Below are 19,370 nucleotides of genomic sequence, written 5' to 3'. Positions count from 1 at the left end.
AGAACTATAAGCGGGCGGGTTTGACCGCAGGCTCCTGCTGGGGGTCTTTGATACCGAAGTCTTCCAGCACCAAACGTGCAGTGGCTTTGGCGGAACCAACAACACCGGGAATGCCGGCACCGGGATGTGTGCCTGCGCCAACGATGTAGAGGTTATCCAGCTTGTCATCGCGGTTGTGGCTGCGGAACCAGGCGCTTTGCGTGAGGATCGGTTCCAGCGAAAACGCTGAACCCTGATGGGCGTTCAACTCGTCGCGAAAATCATTTGGTGTGAAATGGCGCGTTGTCACCAGGCTGTCCATCAGGCCGGGCATGTGGTGCTGGTCCAGATACTGCAAGATACGATCGCGATATTTGGGACCTTCCACGTCCCAGTCAATGTCGGCGTTGCCCAGATGCGGCACCGGCGACAGTACGTAAAAACAGCCGTGACCGTCAGGTGCGAGCGAGGGGTCGGTGCGGGTGGGGGCGTGCAGATACAGCGAGAAATCGTCGGCCAGATCCTTGCCCTTGAAAATATCGCGGATGAGGTCGCGGTAGCGCGGGCCGAAAATGACCGTGTGGTGCTGAATGTCGCTGAACGGTTTGCTGGCCCCAAAGTAAATGACGAACAGCGACATGGAAAAGCGCTTGCGCTTGAGGCTTGCGGCTTCCTTGCGGCCGCGGGCGGTGTGTCCCAGCAGCTTGTCGTAGGTGTGCACAACGTCTGCGTTGCTGGCCACCATGTCGGCCTTGAAATGGGTGCCGTCTGCGAGGGTAACGCCGGTGGTTCTGGTGCCCGCCGTCGTGATCTGCGCCACGTCGGCATTGAGGTGCAGCTCGCCGCCAAGGTCGGTAAACAGTTTCAACATGCCCGATACCAGGGCGCCGGTTCCACCTTTGGCAAACCACACGCCCCATTCGCGTTCAAGCGCGTGAATGAGGGCATAGATCGCTGACGTTTCAAACGGGTTGCCGCCCACCAGCAGTGAGTGAAAGCTGAAGGCTTGACGCAGGTGTTCGTCTTCCACAAAGCGCGAGACTTTGGAATAAACGCTGCGCCATGCTTCAAGGCGCACAAGCTGCGGCGCGGCTTTGATCATCGAGCGAAAGTTGAGGAAGGGGACGGCGCCCAGTTTGATGTAGCCTTCTTCCATCAGGTCGCGGGAATATTCCAAAAAGCGCTTGTAGCCGTCCACGTCCTTTGGGTTCAGTTTGGCAATCTGGCGGTTTAGTTCGTCGCTATCATTTGTGTAGTTGAAGCTGACGCCGTCTTCCCATTCCAGCCGGTAGAGCGGGTCCACGGGCAGCAGCGTGACGTAGTCAGCGAGTTTGTTGCCAGACAGGGCAAACAGCTCTTCGAGCGCTGACGGGTCTGTGATGACGGTGGGGCCTGCATCAAACGTGAAGCCCTTGTCTTGATACACATAGGCACGTCCGCCGGGCTTGTCGCGCTTCTCAAGCAGCGTGGTCTGGAAGCCTGCTGATTGCAGTCGGATCGCAAGCGCGATGCCGCCAAACCCCGCGCCAATAACAACGGCTTTCTTGCTTAGCGGTGTCGCGATGTTCATGCGGTCAGGTCTCCGTGGGTGGGTTCTTTCAGGCAGCGCAGGGCCGCGCTAATGGGCACCGGAGGTTTGCCGGTGAGGATACGGGCCTTGTCGGCCCAGGTGGTGGTCCCCGCATAAAATCGGGCGATCAGTGGTTCCGGCAAGCGATAAAACCGCTCCAGCACCTTGTAGCGCTCATGGGGCAGGGCTGCGTCAAACAACATACGGTTGAGCAAACGGTAAAAGCCGCGCGATTTCCATGCCTCGAATGCATGGTCGCGGGTTGCCTGAGCCACGGTGTCAGCGGTGATCTCAGGCAGGGCGGCAATTTTTTCGGCAAGGCGCACGTTGTCGGGCAGGGAATAGCCGGTGACCGGGTGAAACAGCGCTGCTGCCAGGCCGCTGCGGCCTACGCCCCGGGGGGTATCGTTCCAGAAGGCTTCTATGTCGCCGCCAAGGGCGATGGGCAGAATGCCGCGTTCTTCACGAATGATGTGTTTGATGGTCCAGCCGCGTGAGGTGGCATAGTCGTTTATGGCGCTGCGAAAAACCTCGTCGTCCAGCGCCGCGCCGTCGCTGTATCGGGTGTCTTCGATGAGCAGCGATGTAGGTGTGTGTGGCAGCAGGTAGAAAAACCGGTAGCCGTCTTCCTGCGGCACGGTTGCATCCATAATGACAGGTGCCGTCAGCCTGTGGGGGTTTTCGAGCTCCAGTTCCTGACCGACAAACTTTTGAAACCTGATCGCGAGCGCGGGATGGGCACGCTGACCTCGCCCGTCAATCACCGAGTGCGCTTCGATGCGGCTGCCATCTGCCAGGGTGGCGCCCTTTGCATCCAGTGATGCGACGTCACCGGCAATCACGCCCTGGCCTTTGAGGTCGCACGCCAGTTGGGCGCGCAACTGATGTTCGCTGATGCTGGCGTAGCCTGTGTTCAGCGCGCGGCTGTGCCCGGGGAATGTCACGCGCTGGCTTTGCCACCTGTGCGTAACGAGCGGCGACATCCAATCGTCAGCGCTATCTGACACATCGCTCGCGTGAAATGACCATGTGTGGCTTGGCGTCGGGTTCGGCTCACGGTCAACGATGCCAACGCGGATTTCGGGACGGTGGACCGTCAGCGCCCGCACAATCAGCGCGTTTGCCAGCCCGGCCCCTGCCAGAAGCAGATCATAGGGTGCGTTGGGGCGGTGCGGCGGCCCGTTAGCGTTGTGATCTGGCGTTTGCGGGGGCACGAGGGGCAAAAGTCCCGGTTTTCTTGAGGTGTTGGTTGTTCAGCATACGCATATATCTGCCCGTTGGATGCAGAAACCGGCGCGTCTTTTGCTGTTGTAACCAAATGAAAGCGCACTTTTGAGCCGTTTTTACAGGGTTGGACGTCCAAAATGCCGCAAATGGCCCGTTTCAGGACGCGTCGGTGCGGCGTTGCGGCAACAACTGACCCAAATCGGGGCCAGGAGGCAAAAGAACGAGCGGTCTGAATCATTGTTCATGTTTCAGACAGGCTGGGTGTGGTTTGTGGAGCGCAGAATGGTAACTGAAATCTTAACGGCGTCGGGCATCAGCCGTCGGGCGCCGGTATGAGGGAACGTGACAGCGTGGCAGAACGTCAACGGATCAGCATCGTCAGCGGCACGCGGCCGGAAATCGTCAAGCTCGCACCTGTGTATGCGGCCCTGCGTGCACGCCCGGAGATTTTTGAGCCGACGTGGATTGCCACCGGCCAGCACGCTTCTCTGGCGGACCGCGCCTTTGCTGACTTTCATATTACGCCGGACATGAGTGTTGATCTGGCGGTCCTTCCCGCCGACATTTCACAACGCGTAGGAGCCACGGTTGCAGCCCTTGGGCCAGCGTTGCTGAAAGCCGACCCGCATCTTGTTGTTGTGCAGGGCGACACGGCGTCTGCGCTTGCAGGGGCGCTGGCCGCCGCTGCGCGCGGTGTGCCGGTTGCGCATGTGGAAGCGGGTCTGCGGTCGTTTGATTTTTATCATCCGTATCCGGAAGAAAGTATCCGCCATCTGATTGCCAAGCTGGCTTATGTGCATTTTGCGCCAACACAGCGGGCGGCGAAAAATCTGCTGGACGAAGGACATTTGCCGTCTCGGGTGCACGTGACAGGCAACACGGTTGTGGATGCACTGATGTCGGTGCTGCCGAATGTGCCGACGTGGCCGCGTGATGTGCCCGCTGTCAGCGGCATATCCCGTGTGGCCCTGGTGACAACGCATCGCCGTGAAAGCTGGGGTGCGCAGATTGATGGCATTGCGCAGGCGGTACTGTCGGTGGTCAATCAGGTTACTGACATTGAAGTAGTGCTGCCGTTTCATCCAAACCCGGTCGTGCGCCAACCATTGGAGGCAGCGCTGGGGCAGCATCCGCGTGTTCACCTGACAAACCCGCTTGGCTACATGGATTTCGTCTCGGTGCTGCGCCGGGCGACGCTGGTGCTGACCGATTCAGGTGGCGTGCAGGAAGAAGCGGCCACGCTTGGTATTCCAACGCTTGTGATGCGCAAGGTGACCGAGCGCATGGAAGCTGTTGAGGCCGGTGTTGCGCGCCTTGTGGGCACCGAACGGGCGGCTATCGAGCGCGAGGCGCTGCGGTTGTTGACCAATGAGGCTGCACGCCAAGAGATGAAGCGCGCGGGCAACCCGTTTGGGGACGGGCGTGCGGGCGAAAACATTGCAGCTCTTCTGGCGCGTGATCTGCTGAAGGGGCGGGCCGGACACCAGCAGGGAAAGCCGGGTGTAACGGACCGGCTAACGGCATCATGAGTAAGGCGGGATAAGCATGGAGGCGCTGGGTGCCATCCAGCAGATGCTAACCAACATTGGCGATGGTGCGCAATGGATGCTGGCGCTCGACTGGGCGTATCTTGCGTCGCGTGACTTTGGCTTTGATCTTGTGGAAGCCGGAGCAGTGCTGTGGTTCGTCATCAAGTTCCTGATGCTGACCATTGCGCTGGTGATTTTTGTCAGTGGTGCCGAGGACCTGTTCATTGACCTGTATTACTGGTGGCTGAAGCTCAAACGGCTGGGCGACCGTGACCCGCACGAGCTGCCCCGCAAACTTGAAAGCCTCAAGGCCGTACCGCAGCTCAAGCTCGCCATTATCGTGCCTGCGTGGGACGAGAGCGATGTCATTGCGCGGATGATTACCAACACCATCAATACGGTGGACTACGACAACTTCCATATTTTTGCGGGCACCTATCCCAACGACCCGGATTCAGCGCGCGAAGTGGACCGCATGGCGGCGCGCTACGACAATGTGCATCGCGCAGAGGTGGGCCACCCGGGCCCCACCAGCAAGGCGGATTGTCTGAACTGGATCGTCAAAAAGATTTTTGCCTACGAAGACGCAACCGGCGAAAAGTTTGACGGCTTCGTCATGCAGGACTCAGAAGATGTGGTGAACCCCTTGTCGCTGCGGGTCATCAACTGGGTGCTGCCGACGCGCGACTTCATGCAGTTGCCGGTGTTCTCGATGAACCGCGACCCGCTGGACATGGTGGCGTGTCACTACATGGATGAGTTCGCCGAGTGGCATAACAAGGATCTGCTGGTGCGCGAGGCGATGACTGGCATTGTGCCGAGCGCCGGTGTGGCCAGCGCGTTTTCGCGCAATGCGTTGATCGCGCTATCAGCGGCAACCGACGACCAGCCGTTCAACACTGACAGCCTCACCGAAGATTATGACATTGCCATGCGCCTGCATGACCTGGATATGCCCGGTGCGTTTGTGCGCTACTGGGCAGAAGTTCCCTACGAAACACGGTCGTGGCCGCTTGGTCGAAAAGTCACGCGCACGCGGCGTGAAATTGTGTCCACGAAAGAGTTTTTCCCTGATCAGCTGTGGGCGTCCATCCGCCAGAAAGCGCGTTGGACACTTGGCATTTCGTTTTTGGGGTGGGAGCAGCTTGGCTGGCAGGGGCGCTGGCAGGATCTTTATTTCTTGTACCGCGACCGCAAGGGCATGATTACAGCGCCCGCCGCCATCATCGGCTATGCCATCGTGCTGCAGATTGCAGCCTACTATCTGGCACTCAATTATATTCCTGATCTGTGGCAGATGCCGCCGTTGATCGAGCCGGGAAGCTGGGTCTGGTACATCATTGCGGCCAATCTGTTTTTCCTGCTCAACCGGCTGTTTCATCGCGCCTGGTTTGTCGGGCGCACACATGGGCTGATTTATGTGCCGCTGTCGCCATTGCGCGCGGTGGTGGCCAACTGGATCGGGTTTCGGGCCAGCCTGCGGGCGCTCCGGCAATATCTTTGGTATCGCCTGTCCGGCCAGCGGCTGACATGGGACAAGACCAGCCACGCCTACCCGTCGCTGTCTGACCTCAAGCAGGGCACGCCGAAGATTGGCGAAGTTCTGAGTTATTGGGGTGCGGTTGCGCAGACCGATATTGACGATGCACTGGTGCGGCAGAAAGCCCAGTACCGGCCGCTTGGGTTGTCGCTCCTCGACCAGGCGCTGGTGGACGAGGACAGTCTGGCCAATGCCTTTGCCGAGCAGGCGGGGTTGGCGTTTGCACCGTTTGATGCGCTCAAGGTTTCAGCGGATGCGCTGGCTGAAATCAGTGCCGTCAATGCTGCACGGTTTGGTGTCGTGCCCGTGACCTTAAGCAATGGCACGCTGAACCTTGCGGCGGCTGAGCCGCTTACAAAGTCACAACGGGATGCCCTGGCAAACACGCTGCGGACCGCGCGGCGCCTGACCATTACGATTGCGCCGCGCAGCGACGTAGCCTTTGGACTGCGGTATGCGTGGGATACCTCCGCTCTTGGCCGCGAAATAAAAGACGCCACGTTGCTGCGGCGTCTGCAGCTTGTGGATGCGCAAGGCATTGAACGTCTGTGGCGGCACATTCGCCGGCGTCATGTGCTGCTGGGTGATGTGCTGGTGCGTCTTGGTTTAATCGCGCACGAAACACTGACGGCAGCGCTGGAGTTGCGTGGCTCTGATGCACAACCGCTGGGCGAGGCTTTGGTTGCCTCTGGTGCTGTGTCGCGCACGCAGCTTGATGATGCGCTGGCCGCTCAACCGCAACCGCCAATGAACATTCTGGGTGTCGCTGCGGACCTGGGTCTTATTCCGCATGGGCAGGTTGAGCAGGTTCAGCGTGAACTGGACCAGAGCAACCTGGAACTGGTGGAGTAACGGCATGTCACCAGCTCAAAAGAAACGCGCCCGGATCAGAGCGTCATTGCTGCTCACACTCATCATGGTGTTCGGCGCGGTTGGTCTTTGGTTTGCCACCAAGGAAATGTGGATTCCTGATTTATCTGTGATGCGTGCCCAGACGCTGACCAACGAGCTGGCAGCGCCGTTCCCAACGCAAACCATGGCTGACTTTCGCAGTTACCCGTTTGTGCATCGGGCTTACGCCTTGATGGCGCAAGGCGAGTATGCCGAGGCGGAGGTCCACATGGCACGCGCACGGGAGATAAACCCGGAGCGCGCGCAGGTGTGGATTATTTCAGCGCAGGCTGCGTTGCAGGCGGGTGAGCCGTTGAAGGCTGCGGGTTTCGCAGACCGGGCAGCGCGGGCCTCAGCAGAAGATGGGCGCGCATTGCTGTATCGCGCCATCGCGCGCGACGTGGCAGGCGAAGTGGTGGCGGCGCGTGCAGACTATGTCAGCGCGCTGGAAGCGGGCGGCCTGACGGATGCCGAGCGGGAGCTGGCTGAAAAGGTGCTGGCGCAGTAGGCGGTGTTTCGCCGGGCCTAGTAGTGCAGCGTTGCAGTGCCGACGAGGGCGCCATCATCGCGATCATCGTCATTCACGAAGGCATAGCGATACTGGATTTTGAAATCCATGTAAGAGCGCGGGCCAGTGTACTTGTCCTCGTTGAACCAGTAGCGCAGCGCAACGCCGGGGCCTGCCTCAATCACCCGGTCGGTATCGAACTTGTCGTCCGAGTAACGCGCGGCGGCAACCACATGCGGAATGACAACAACATCATCAGACAGTTTGAAGCTGTGGCCGTACCAGCCTTCAACATTGGCAGCGATAAAGCGCGGGCTGTCGGGGATATAGGCAAAGTCGGCATACACGTTCCAGCTTTCCCAATCGTCTAGCACGGGATCAATATCGAGGCCGTCCGCCAGTGAATAGCCGGTGACGAACAGCCACGCATCGCGCGCCTGATCGCCGACTGAAATCAGCCGCTCTGCGGTGAACACAAGGTTGTGGTCAGCCAACGGACGGAAGCGCGCGCCGACGCCAAGCTGCAACGACCCCTCGCGGGTATCCAGCGTGTCGCCTTCAAAGCCGGTAAAGCCGCGGGTGAAAAGTGTCAGCGCGCGGTGCTTCATGGAGCCGATCTGGGGGGCGATGTAGCCCACTTCCCAGCCGGCGAAGCTGTCGCTCTCGCCACGCTCCGGCACGCCGATCAGATCAACCGAGTTGTCGCGGAATGACAGGAACGCATCCGCATACCAGGTACGTTCGGTGTAGGAGACCTCGCGGCGCAGACGGAACAGGCGGCGCTTGCCTTCATCGCTGGTGGCGTCCGCGCTTTGGTCGTGGGTGTCGATGGCATCGCGAAACAGGCTTGTTGAGCCATCAAGGTCGCCCTGGCGTTTCAGCGCGTAGCCGTAGTCAGCAAAGCTCGTTGAGGTCAGGGCGTCTGCGCTGCGGGCCTGCTCGAAGTAGCGGGCAGCGGCAGCATCGTCACCCATTGAAAGCGCGGCATAGGCCACGTCGGCGGCGGCACCGGGTTCTGCTGCCAATGCGCTTTCAGCCTTAGCGAGATTTTCGTCAGCTTTCGCGGTGTTGCCGGTCTGGCGATAAAGCTGCGCCAGCCGCACGCGGCGATAGACGCTTTCGGTGATGCCGACGGCTTCTTCCAGCGCCGTGATGGCGGCCTGCGGGTTGCCGGGGAGGGCCGCAGATGCAACTTCGTCCAGATAAAACGGCAGCTGGTCGCGGGTCAGTACCCGGCGGTCCACGTTTGCAAGTGCTGCATTGGCACCGGCTGTGTCGCCTGCCTGGCGCAGCGAAACGGCAAGGCCCAATGCGGCACCGGGGTTATCTTCGATAGCCAGGGAGGCCTTGAAGGCGCGGGCTGCGTTTTGCGGGTCGCCAATTTCAGCAGAGACAAACCCAAGGGCACGTAGCGCATAGGCGCGCTGGGCTTGTGTCAGATTGCCGGTCTCAAGGGCGCGTTGGTAGGTCTGGGCGGCAAGTGATGGATTGCCGCCCTGCCACTGTGCATCACCTGCGGCGATCAGGTTTTGTGCGGTTTCGGCCTGGGCCACCATGAAAGGTTCCAGCCGTTCAGCGTGTGCCGTTGGCGCGGCGGTCAGTGTAACCCCTGCCAGAATAGCAAGGCTGCCTGCTCCCAGGATGCGACGTGTCATCTTTTCTGTTCTTTCCTGCCTGAACGCACCCGAACTCTCACCAAGTCTAGCGCGGGTCGCTCGCAAATCGCCACGCATTGAGCCGTTCTAGCGCAATAAGTTGCGCAATTCGGTTAACCACACGGGCAAGTGTTGCTATGCAGCCACGGGCTGCATGATTAACAAATAGTAACGGTCGAAGTCAGCACAAAGGTACGCTGGTCGCGTATAATCTCAGCAGTGGGTGCCCTTGTGGCGATCGGCAATGTAAGCGGTTCGCCGACACAGAGTTATCTGTGTTTTCGTGTTTTCTGTCCGCCGCGTTTTTCAGTGCGCAGGTCGGGCCGGCAAATTGAGGCAGGGCATGTCTGGATTTACAGATGAACAGCGCGCAGCGCTTCGGGGTCTGGTTGACGCAGAAGTGCGCGACCGCACGCGCGGACGTGGCAGCAGCGGCTTTGGTGTGTTGGGCTTTTTGCTGTTTGTGGTTCTGGCTGCGGGGCTGGGCTTTTTCCTGTGGGTTAATCAGGGCACCTGGGACATGCGCCAGCTCTATGCGCAGGGCGGTGGCGGTAATGACCGCGAAGCCCTGAGCGAGTTCTTGCTGCGGCAGGCCGAAAAAGTTTCCGATGAAGTGCGCTTTGCCCAGCGGGAGGTCTCCAGTCTGCGCGGCCAGCAGCAGGAACTGCGCGACCAGGCAGACGAAATAGCCGCCGCCTATCGCAAACTGGCAGCGGATGCGGCCAAGGCGGAGCAGATGATAGCTGTTGCCCGGGATCTTGATCGCCAGCTTGATCAGGTTGTGGGTGCTGTGTCCGGTTCTGACATTGTGCAGGCAGCACTGGCTGAACGGCTTCTGGCGACCAGTATGCAGGCGGGCTCGTTTGAGTGCGGCCATGCGTACCGGCCAACGGATGATGGGTGGGAAGAAGTGATGACCCGCACGGTGTCATTTGGGTCAGCGTTTGACGCCCCGCCGAAGGTCTTCATCGCGCCAAATATGCTTGAAGCCTATTACCGCGAGCCAAACGTCATTTTGGCGTTTGAAGCGGGCAGCATCACGGAAAACAAGTTTGACCTGACCGTGCGTGCTGCGGGGGCTTCCACTATCTCTGATTGCCGGGTGGACTGGATTGCTATCGGCTCGGCCGAGTAGGTATCCGTGACCCACAGCAACGCCAAATAAGGGCTGCGTTAACCAAACTGTGACAACACTCGACCTTGGAAATCCAAGAGTCCTGACGCCAGGGCTGTGTCCGGGGTGAGAGAATGTCCAGCTACATGCGCGGTTTGCCGGTTGTTGCGGGTGCCTTTCTGGCAGCCTGCTCGTTTACGCCAGACATGCCAGATGCGGTTGTTGCCAAGGCACCGGCTGCAATGGGTGAGTTCGTCACGGCCAGCGTCGCGCCGGTTTCAACCGCCAAACCTGAAGGCATGTGGTGGCGGCTTTATGATGACGACGTTCTCAACAGTTACGTCACAAAAGCGCTTGCACAGAACAATGACCTCAAGGCGGCGGCGGCCAATCTTGATCGCGTGCTGGCAACGCTGAGCGAAAGTCGCAGCGACTATATTCCGTCCACGGATGTTACGGCGGGTGCCAGCTATGAGCGTGAGGCACGACCATTGCCGACGCAGCGGGCCAACACTGAAGACCTCACCTATTCATCCGGCTTCAACCTTTCTTACGAAATCGATCTGTTTGGCCGCGTGCGCAACTCGGTTGCCGCCGCGCGGGCAGATGCGCGCGCGGCGCAGGCCGCCCTCTACAATACGCGTCTGACCATTGCCGCTGAGACGGCGCGGGCCTATGCGGATATCTGTTCGGCCAACCAGCAGATTGCCGTGACGCAAAACACGTTTGACCTTCAGTCACGCACGGTTGATCTCACCCGCCAGCTTACCGACGGCGGCCAGGGCACAAAGCTTGATATTGTGCGCGCGCAGGTAAATGTGGAAAACACCCGTGCGTCGTTGCCGCAACTCAAGGCATCACGTGAAAATGCTCGCTTTCGGCTGGGTACGCTTGTCGGCGAGCCACCGCGCGCCATGGTGGATGTTGGTGCTGACTGTATGATGGCACCTGTTGTGGCAGCGACTATTCCTGTCGGTGACGGCGCCGGGTTGATTGCCCGCCGTCCCGACGTGCGCGAAGCCGAAAGTGCGCTTGAAGCATCCGCTGCGCGGGTCGGCGTTGCAGTGGCAGAGCTGTATCCGCAGATCACGCTTGGCGGGTCGATCAACACAAGTGCGTTGCAAATTGCCAGCCTCAAGGAAGACGGCGCGCTGTCTTTCTCGGCCGGGCCGCTGATCTCGTGGACGTTTCCCAATCAGTGGGCGGGACGTGCGCGAGTGCGCAGTGCCGAAGCGGGCATGGCGCAGGCGCTGGCGCAGTTTGACCAGACGGTGCTGGCCGCGCTCGAAGAAACAGAAATTGCCCTGCAGAACTATGCCGCCGAGCTGCAGCGCCAGGCCGCATTGGCCAGTGCGCGCGATACGGCGGCGCAATCGGTCGAGATGGCGCGGGCGCGCTATGAGCTTGGGGCGGATGATTTTATCACGGTGCTCGACGCTGAACGCACTCTGGCGGAGGCGGACATCACCCTTGCGCAGTCGCAGGCCAGCACAACGGATTTCCAGATTGATCTGTTCCGTGCGCTGGGTGGTACATGGGCAGATGCACCGGATGCGCTGGCTGCGGGCTTGTAAACCGCTCCTCGAAAACGATCTTCCAGTTTTAAAAACAAACCCACTAGCTTTTTTGGTTCAGGTCGCCAGAATGCGGGCCGAACGGCGTGCGGCTGCGCGCCTGCGTAACAACGGTCTGTCGCAAAGACGGACGAAACCGGCAAACAGGGGTGGCACTTATGCGCACGCGGATTACAGAGCTTTTTGGAATTGAACATCCGATCATTCAGGGCGGAATGCACTATGTGGGCTTTGCCGAGATGGCGGCGGCTGTTTCAAATGCGGGCGGCCTGGGCATCATCACGGGTCTGACGCAAGGCACGCCCGAAAAGCTGGCCGCTGAAATTGAGCGCTGCAAGGGCATGACTGACAAGCCGTTTGGCGTGAATCTTACTTTTTTGCCGGCCGTCACACCTCCTGATTATCCGGGCTTTGTGGATGTCATCATCAAGAGTGGCGTCAAGGCGGTTGAGACGGCGGGCAACAACCCGGCCAAGTGGCTGCCCGCCCTCAAGGAAGCCGATATCAAGGTTATTCACAAATGCACGTCCGTGCGCCATGCGCTGAAGGCCGAATCCATCGGCTGCGACGCTGTGAGCGTTGACGGGTTTGAGTGCGGCGGCCACCCCGGTGAAGATGATGTGCCGAACTTTATTTTGCTGCCGCGTGCGGCGGAAGAACTGAAAATCCCCTTCGTCTCTTCAGGTGGCATGGCGGATGGCCGCAGCCTGGTTGCTTCCATGGCCATGGGTGCGGAGGGCATGAACATGGGCACGCGCTTTATTGCCACCAAGGAAGCGCCGGTGCATGAAAACGTGAAGCAGGCACTGATTGCTGCCAGCGAACTCGACACCCGCCTCATCATGCGCCCGCTGCGCAACACCGAGCGGGTTCTGAACAATCACGCCGTGGAACGTCTGCTGCAAAAAGAGCAGGAGATGGGCGACAAGTTGTCGTTTGCCGACATCGCCGAAGAAGTGGCCGGCGTCTATCCGCGCATCATGAAAGATGGCGACATGGATGCAGGCGGCTGGAGCTGCGGCATGGTCGCGGGCCTTATCCATGACATTCCCACCTGTAAGGAACTGATCGACCGGATCATGGCCGAAGCGGATGAGATTATTTCCAAGCGCCTGCAGGGGTTCCGCGCGGCTTAACTGCCGCCAGACAGGCTGACATGTACAAAAAGCGGGTATTCTCCTTTTGAGATACCCGCTTTTTTTTCGCCCGCGCGTGCCATTGCTGCGCGCTTTTCGCGCTGCAGCAAAAATGACGCTAGCGTCATCTTTTTGCTCGAAACCCGCTCTGCGTTGCGTTACGCTTGGAAAAATGGTCGCAGGCACTCCTGCGGCGCAACGTGCTTCTCCACTCTCCGCCCGGCGTACGGGCCAAAAGAGGGAGGGAGATATCAGTTTGTGTGCGTGGTTAGTCCCGCACTGCTGTTTGGAAGGAAACTCTGTCATGTCTCAGGCTATAGCTGACACACCAGCCCCCGATGCTGCCGGCGTCGATCATACAGAACGCGCATGGTCCATGCCGTTAGAAGACATCAATGTGGCAGACCCGGACATTTTTCAGGCTGATGCCATATGGCCCTATTTTGAGCGCCTGCGTAAAGAAGCGCCGGTGCACAAAGGACACTCTCCCGACTTTGGTGATTACTGGTCGGTGACCCGCTATGAAGACATCATGGCGGTGGACACCAACCACCAGGTTTTTTCCTCAAGCTGGGAACACGGCGGTATCACACTGTTCGATCAGATTTCTGATTTTCAGCTTCCCATGTTCATTGCCATGGACCCGCCCAAGCACGATGCACAGCGTATTACAGTGCAGCCGATTGTGGCGCCCAACAATCTGAAAAACTGGGAAGGCCTGATCCGCGAGCGCACGGGCCAGATTCTGGACAGCCTGCCGCGCGGTGAAACATTTGACTGGGTGGACAATGTGTCCGTCGAGCTGACCACCATGATGCTCGCCACACTGTTTGATTTCCCGTTTGAAGAGCGCCGCAAGCTCACGCGCTGGTCTGATGTGGCGACGGGCCGCAACAACCCGGACATCGTGGCGGACGACGAGCAGTGGCGTGCCGAACTGATGGAGTGCCTTGAAGCCTTCACAGGCATCTGGAACGACCGGGTCAACTCCGACACGCCGGGCAACGATCTCATCACCATGCTGACGCGCGGTGAATCGACCAAGAACATGGACCCGATGGAGTATCTGGGGAACATCATTCTGCTCATCGTTGGCGGCAATGACACGACCCGCAACTCGATGACCGGCAGCGTTTATGCGCTCAACAAGTTCCCGGCTGAATACGACAAGCTGCTGGCGAAACCCGACCTGATCCCCAACCTGTCGTCCGAGATCATCCGTTGGCAGACGCCGCTTGCGCATATGCGTCGCACGGCTGTTGAAGACATCGAGCTCAACGGTGCGCAGATCAAGAAGGGCGACAAGGTTGCTATGTGGTACGTCTCCGGCAACCGTGACGCGGATGTTTTCGATAACGCTGATGATGTGATTATCGACCGCGCCAATGCCCGGCGGCAGATGTCATTCGGCTATGGCATTCACCGCTGTGTCGGCAACCGTCTGGGTGAGTTGCAGATCAAGATCCTCTGGGAAGAAGTGCTCAAGCGCTTCCCCAAGATTGAGCTCATGGACGAGCCGACCCGCACGAAGTCAGTCTTTGTGAAGGGCTACACCTACATGCCGGTGCGCATTCCCGCGTAACGCGTGTGGGGCCGTTGAAAATCATATGCGGAGCGCTCACGTAATGTGGGCATCGGCATTAATATTCCATGCGTTAACATTCGGGTCGGCAATATCGGATCGCGAACAGGAGAGAAGTTTATGTCACAGGCTGTTGCAGAACCGCAGGCGGATATTGACCATACAAAGCGCGCATGGAGTATGCCGCTTGAGGACATCAATCCGGCCGACAAGCGCCTCTTTGAGGCGGATGCGATCTGGCCCTATTTCGAGCGCCTGCGCAAAGAATCGCCGGTGCATAAATCCTACGATGAAGAGTTCGGCGCGTTCTGGTCGGTTACCCGTTACGAAGACATCATGGCGGTGGATACAAACCACCACGTGTTCTCGTCAGACTGGACCCACGGCGGCATTACGCTTTCCGATGGTCTGGAAGATTTTCAGCTTCCCATGTTCATTGCCATGGACCCGCCCAAGCACGACGAGCAGCGCAAGACCGTGCAGCCGATTGTGGCTCCGGCCAATCTGAAAAACTGGGAAGGTCTGATCCGCGAACGCACGGGCAAGGTGCTGGACAGCCTGCCACGCGGTGAAACATTCGATTGGGTGGACAAAGTCTCCATCGAACTGACCACCATGATGCTTGCAACGCTGTTTGACTTTCCCTTCGAGGACCGGCGCAAGCTGACCTTCTGGTCAGACATGGCGACGACAGCATCCGAAGATGTCGAGGGCGGCGAGGAAGCACAAAAGGCGCATCTGCTGGAGTGTCTTGAATATTTCACCCGGCTTTGGAATGAGCGTGTCAACTCCGAGACGCCGGGCAATGACCTCATCACCATGCTGACACGCGGTGAATCGACCAAGAACATGGACCCGATGGAGTATCTGGGAAACATTGTTCTGCTGATTGTCGGCGGCAACGACACCACGCGCAATTCCATGACCGCCAGCGTTTATGCCCTGAACAAGTTTCCCGCCGAATACGACAAACTGATTGCCAACCCGGACCTTATCCCGAACCTCTCATCCGAGATCATTCGTTGGCAAACACCATTGGCGCATATGCGTCGCACCGCCCTTGAAGACATTGAGCTCAACGGAGCGCAGATCAAGAAAGGTGACAAAGTTGCCATGTGGTACGTGTCCGGCAACCGCGACACCGAAGTTTTCGAGAATCCAGACGAGGTGATTATCGACCGCGCAAATGCCCGTCGGCAGATGTCATTTGGCTATGGCATTCATCGCTGCGTTGGCAACCGGCTGGGCGAACTGCAGATCAAGATCCTGTGGGAAGAAATTCTCAAACGGTTCCCGAAGATTGAAGTCATGGCGGAGCCGACGCGGTCATCCGGCTGTTTCGTGAAGGGCTACACATATATGCCGGTGCGCATTCCAGCCTAGAGCAGATTGTACGCCGTTCTGATCATGGTGCCCCGCATTAGCGGGGCACCATTTTTTTGTGCGCCCGGTTATGCGAGGAACCAATCCATTACGCGGGCATTCACTTCGCGCGGATAGGTGTGGGACAGGTCCGGAATGATTTCCAGCTCCACCTTTGCGCCTGCTGCTGTCAGGGTTTGCGCTGCCAGTTCGGCAAACTTGCTTGGGAACATCCAATCAAGCTCACCATGCACAATATAGGTCGGCAGGTTCGCCGTGCGCGTGGCTGAGGCCATTTCTGCCAGCATCGGATGGAAGGCGGCCGACATGGGGGCCAGGTGCGTAAACGGACTTTCCTCGCGCAGGCCGCTGACATAGGAGAAAGTGCCGCCGTCGCTCATGCCGGTAAGCAGCATTTTATCGGCATTGATATTCCAGCGGCTGCGCACATGCGCCAGCATCGCTTCAATGTTGGGTGTGTCTTCGTCCGGCCCCATCAGCGACCAGGTATCGCCGCGTGACGTTGGCGTGATGAGGATCGCGCCACGGCTGCGGGCCGATCGCAGCCACGTCCACAAGAAGCCCCGGCCGTGCCCCGAACCACCATGCAACGCCATTACCAGCGGGCAGGCGAGGGTTTCGTCATAATCTTCCGGCACATAAAGTGAAAAACCGCCGCGCTGGCCGCGCTCGTTGCTGGCCTCAATCACGCCGGTGTTGTCGCGGTCCGCGCCAGTTGACAGGGCGTCCAGGCGCGCTGTGTCGTCGCGCATGTCCGGGTCTAGAAAATACCGGCTGACGGGCGGCAGAATGGCAGATACCGGATAGATGGCTTCGCTCGCGCGCGGTGTGTGACGCAGCGCCTTGAAGACATCCATAATGGGGTTGGCCGCGTTGCGGGCAGCCGTCAGTTCGCCATAGGCGGCCAGCACTTCGTCGGCCGCCTTGAGCACACGATCGCGCATGGGGAGAAGATGGTCTGGCCAGGGCGCTGTCTCAAACTGAGGACGGGCATCGCGCACGGCCATATCGACCCCTGCCACGTGGTCTGTCAGTTCGTCCAGCTGTGGTGGGTGCAGCTTGCGGGCGACGTATTCAAGCGTATCCAGTGCCACCAGCAGGGGCGGCAGGAGTGCTGTCATTGCGGCGATAAGTTCACCGTTGGGTGAGGCGGTGTTTGCCATGCCAGCAGTTGGCCATGAAACCGGCATCTAATCAAAAACTATGTGTGGCGATGTGCATCTCTTGTGGGGAGGTTGGAGATGTGCGAGCACAATCAGGTGCGCAGATCCGCACCAGTCTCTTGTTCCAGGGTTTTCATAAATGTCTGCACCATCTGTTGCGCCCGGTCGTCTCGGTGATTTTGTTTCGGCGGCCGAGCGCGTGTTGTTTGCGCGCCGGGGCATCATCCTGTCTGCCTTTGCGTTATTGACGCTTGTCACCGGCGTTCTGGCGACGCAGCTTTCTGTGGATGCGGGCTTCCTCAAGCAGTTGCCGGACGAACATCCCTATATTGAGACGTTCACGGATTATCGTGAGAAACTGCCCGGCGCCAATGCGGTGATGGTGGCGGTGGAGGCGGTAAGTGGCGACGTCTGGACGCCCGAGTTCTTCACCCGCTACTACGATATTTCTGACGAGGTGTTTTATCTGCCTGGTGTGGATCGCGCGACGATCCGCTCCATGTGGACACCCAACACCCGTGTGGTTGAAGTGACCGAAGAAGGCTTTCGCGCCTACAACCTGATCCCCGCCCATGTCACGCGCGAGCGCATTACGCCTGAAGCGCTCGAGGACATTCGCATTGACACTGTGCGCGGCGGATTTGCGGGCCAGTATGTGGCGATTGACAATAGTGCTGTTCTCATTCGGTTCGAGCTTGCCGAAATCAACCCGATTACGGGCGAACGGCTGGATTATATCGAACTTGCGCATCAGCTTGAAACCGGGCTGCGCGGCAAGTTTGAAGACGATGAGGTCAGGATCCACATCATCGGGTTTGCCAAGGGCATTGGCGATATTGCCGATGGTGCGCGCGGTGTTGTTGTGTTTTTTGCACTGGCGTTCCTGCTGACGGCGATAGCGGTTTACTTTTATGCACGGTCGTTTCGCCTCACGGTGCTGGCGGTGGGCAGTTCGCTTGCGTCCGTGATCTGGCAGTTCGGTGTCCTGTATCTGCTGGGCTACGGGCTGGACCCGCTGGCCATTCTGGTGCCGTTTCTGGTGTATGCCATTGGCGTCAGTCATGGCGTGCAGCAGATCAATTTGTTCACGAGCGAACTGATTGAAGGGCGCACGGCTGATGAAGCGGCGCGGTCAACGTTCAGCCGCTTGTTTCTGCCCGGCTCCATGGCGCTGATAACAGACCTTGTGGGCTTTCTTACGCTGGCACTTGTGCCCATTCCCATCATTCAGGAAATGGCCGTTGTGGCGACGGTGGGCATTGCGCTGAAGATTATTTCCAATCTCATCATGCTGCCGCTTATCGCGTCATACATGACGCCGCGTAAAACCTTTGTGGCTCAAATCACAAAGCTGCGCGCCTCGCGCGCAGAGATGATGCGGCGGCTGGGTGGTGTTGCGCGACCCGGCCCCGCCAAGGTGGTTTTGGCAGTTGGGGCCGTGCTGTTTGTGGTGTCGGTCTATCAGTCCCGTGACAGGCATGTGGGCGATTTGCACGCCGGGCTGCCGGAACTGCGGGAAAACGCGCGCTACAATCAGGATGTTCAGTTCATCACCGAGAACTTTGCCATTTCGCTTGATGCGTTTGTGACGGTCATCGAGGCACCGGGAGAGGCGTGCATTGAGCACAAGTACATGAGCGCCATTGAAGCCTATGGCTGGCACATGGCCAATGTGCCAGGTGTGGCAGCCGTTGTGTCGGCGGCCACCGTTGCGCAAAACAACATGCGCCTGTGGATGCAGGACGATCTCAAATGGACGGCCCTGCCGCGCAACTCGGTGACGCTTGGGCTGGTCACGGCACCCATTCCATCCAGCACCGGCCTCATAAATCGCCGCTGCGATGTCATGCCGGTGATTGCGTTTCTGACGGACCACAAGGCTGAAACCGTGAAGCGCGTTGTGGCCGCAGCGGAAACCTATATTGCCGAAAACCAGACCGAAGGTCTCACGCTGAGGCTTGCGACGGGTAATGCAGGCATCATTGCCGCGACCAACGAAGTGATCGCTGAGAACGAAATGCCGATGCTGATTTATGTGTTCATCGCCATCATTATGCTGGTGGGGTTTGCCTACCGCGACTGGCGGGCTGTCATCTGCTGCTGCGCGCCGCTGCTGGTGGCGACCTTTGTGGGATACTGGTTCATGACGGTTTTGGGCATCGGCCTCAAGTCGTCCACCCTGCCGGTGCTGGTGCTGGCGGTGGGCATTGGTGTTGATTATGCGTTTTACATCTACAACCGATTGCAGTTCCGGCTTGAAGCGGGCGTGCCTATTGAAGAGGCCTTTCCCAAGGTGATGCAGGAGACCGGCATGGCCGTTGTGTTCACCGGGCTGACGCTGGCCGTTGGCGTTGCAAGCTGGGCGTTTTCGGCGCTCAAGTTTCAGGCAGACATGGGGCTGCTGCTGTCGTTCATGTTTTTGGTCAACATGATTGGTGCGGTCACGCTGTTGCCGGCATTGGCCTGGGCGCTGGAGCAGGTTGCGCCACGCAAAGTGAAGGCCGCGAAGTGAGCGCCGG

The 19,370-nt window shown here is 59.1% G+C and carries 13 protein-coding genes; 9 read left to right on the top strand and 4 right to left on the bottom strand.

Annotated elements, in window-relative coordinates; translation table 11 throughout:
* Positions 1-4: 4 nt before the first annotated feature.
* Positions 5-1,549, bottom strand: coding sequence for a phytoene desaturase (locus RIB87_RS04920; protein WP_350144123.1), 1,545 nt, complete (start codon positions 1,547-1,549; stop codon positions 5-7).
* A complete protein-coding gene (gene crtY, locus RIB87_RS04915) occupies positions 1,546-2,763 on the bottom strand; it encodes a lycopene beta-cyclase CrtY (RefSeq protein ID WP_350145569.1) in 1,218 nt (405 codons plus the stop codon). The genes RIB87_RS04920 and crtY overlap by 4 nt, the downstream gene beginning before the upstream one ends.
* A 363-nt stretch (positions 2,764-3,126) precedes the next feature.
* Here crtY and wecB point away from each other — a divergent pair, with 363 nt between their 5' ends.
* The 3 genes from wecB to RIB87_RS04900 are packed head-to-tail and all read left to right on the top strand — an operon-like array spanning position 3,127 to position 7,244.
* A complete protein-coding gene (wecB, locus tag RIB87_RS04910; RefSeq protein WP_350144121.1) occupies positions 3,127-4,305 on the top strand; it encodes a non-hydrolyzing UDP-N-acetylglucosamine 2-epimerase in 1,179 nt (392 codons plus the stop codon).
* 16 nt (positions 4,306-4,321) lie between these two features.
* On the top strand, positions 4,322-6,697 hold the full coding sequence (locus RIB87_RS04905; RefSeq protein ID WP_350144119.1) for a glycosyl transferase family protein: 2,376 nt from the start codon (positions 4,322-4,324) through the stop codon (positions 6,695-6,697).
* A 4-nt stretch (positions 6,698-6,701) separates the two neighbouring features.
* The gene (locus RIB87_RS04900; RefSeq protein ID WP_350144117.1) at positions 6,702-7,244 is read left to right on the top strand and encodes a hypothetical protein; all 543 of its coding nucleotides are present in this window, start codon (positions 6,702-6,704) and stop codon (positions 7,242-7,244) included.
* Between the two features lie 17 nt (positions 7,245-7,261).
* Here the strand turns inward: RIB87_RS04900 and RIB87_RS04895 are convergent, their stop codons facing one another.
* Positions 7,262-8,899 (bottom strand): NfrA family protein, encoded by a 1,638-nt coding sequence (locus RIB87_RS04895; protein WP_350144115.1) that lies wholly within the window; start codon positions 8,897-8,899, stop codon positions 7,262-7,264.
* Positions 8,900-9,242: 343 nt separating this feature from the next.
* Between RIB87_RS04895 and RIB87_RS04890 the strand changes: the two genes are divergently transcribed.
* The 5 genes from RIB87_RS04890 to RIB87_RS04870 all read left to right on the top strand — a co-directional run bounded on the left by RIB87_RS04890 (position 9,243) and on the right by RIB87_RS04870 (position 15,688).
* Complete coding sequence (locus RIB87_RS04890; RefSeq protein ID WP_350144112.1) at positions 9,243-10,034, top strand: H-type lectin domain-containing protein; 792 nt, start codon at positions 9,243-9,245, stop codon at positions 10,032-10,034.
* Between the two features lie 113 nt (positions 10,035-10,147).
* A complete protein-coding gene (locus RIB87_RS04885) occupies positions 10,148-11,587 on the top strand; it encodes an efflux transporter outer membrane subunit (protein WP_350144110.1) in 1,440 nt (479 codons plus the stop codon).
* 158 nt (positions 11,588-11,745) lie between these two features.
* Entirely contained in the window at positions 11,746-12,723 is a 978-nt protein-coding gene (locus RIB87_RS04880; protein WP_350144107.1) for an NAD(P)H-dependent flavin oxidoreductase, read from the top strand.
* 304 nt (positions 12,724-13,027) lie between these two features.
* Complete coding sequence (locus RIB87_RS04875) at positions 13,028-14,305, top strand: cytochrome P450 (RefSeq protein WP_350144104.1); 1,278 nt, start codon at positions 13,028-13,030, stop codon at positions 14,303-14,305.
* A 120-nt stretch (positions 14,306-14,425) separates the two neighbouring features.
* A complete protein-coding gene (locus RIB87_RS04870; protein ID WP_350144102.1) occupies positions 14,426-15,688 on the top strand; it encodes a cytochrome P450 in 1,263 nt (420 codons plus the stop codon).
* Positions 15,689-15,756: 68 nt separating this feature from the next.
* Here RIB87_RS04870 and RIB87_RS04865 read toward each other — a convergent pair whose 3' ends face one another.
* Complete coding sequence (locus tag RIB87_RS04865; protein ID WP_350144099.1) at positions 15,757-16,851, bottom strand: dienelactone hydrolase family protein; 1,095 nt, start codon at positions 16,849-16,851, stop codon at positions 15,757-15,759.
* A 139-nt stretch (positions 16,852-16,990) separates the two neighbouring features.
* On the opposite strand from RIB87_RS04865, the gene RIB87_RS04860 reads away from it, so the two are divergent.
* Positions 16,991-19,363, top strand: coding sequence for an efflux RND transporter permease subunit (locus RIB87_RS04860; protein WP_350144097.1), 2,373 nt, complete (start codon positions 16,991-16,993; stop codon positions 19,361-19,363).
* The last annotated feature ends 7 nt before the right edge of the window (positions 19,364-19,370 follow it).

Source organism: Pyruvatibacter sp. (assembly GCF_040219635.1).
GTDB lineage: Bacteria > Pseudomonadota > Alphaproteobacteria > CGMCC-115125 > CGMCC-115125 > Pyruvatibacter.
Note: the sequence above shows the minus strand (reverse complement) of the source record. Positions and strands in the feature narration are given on the sequence as shown.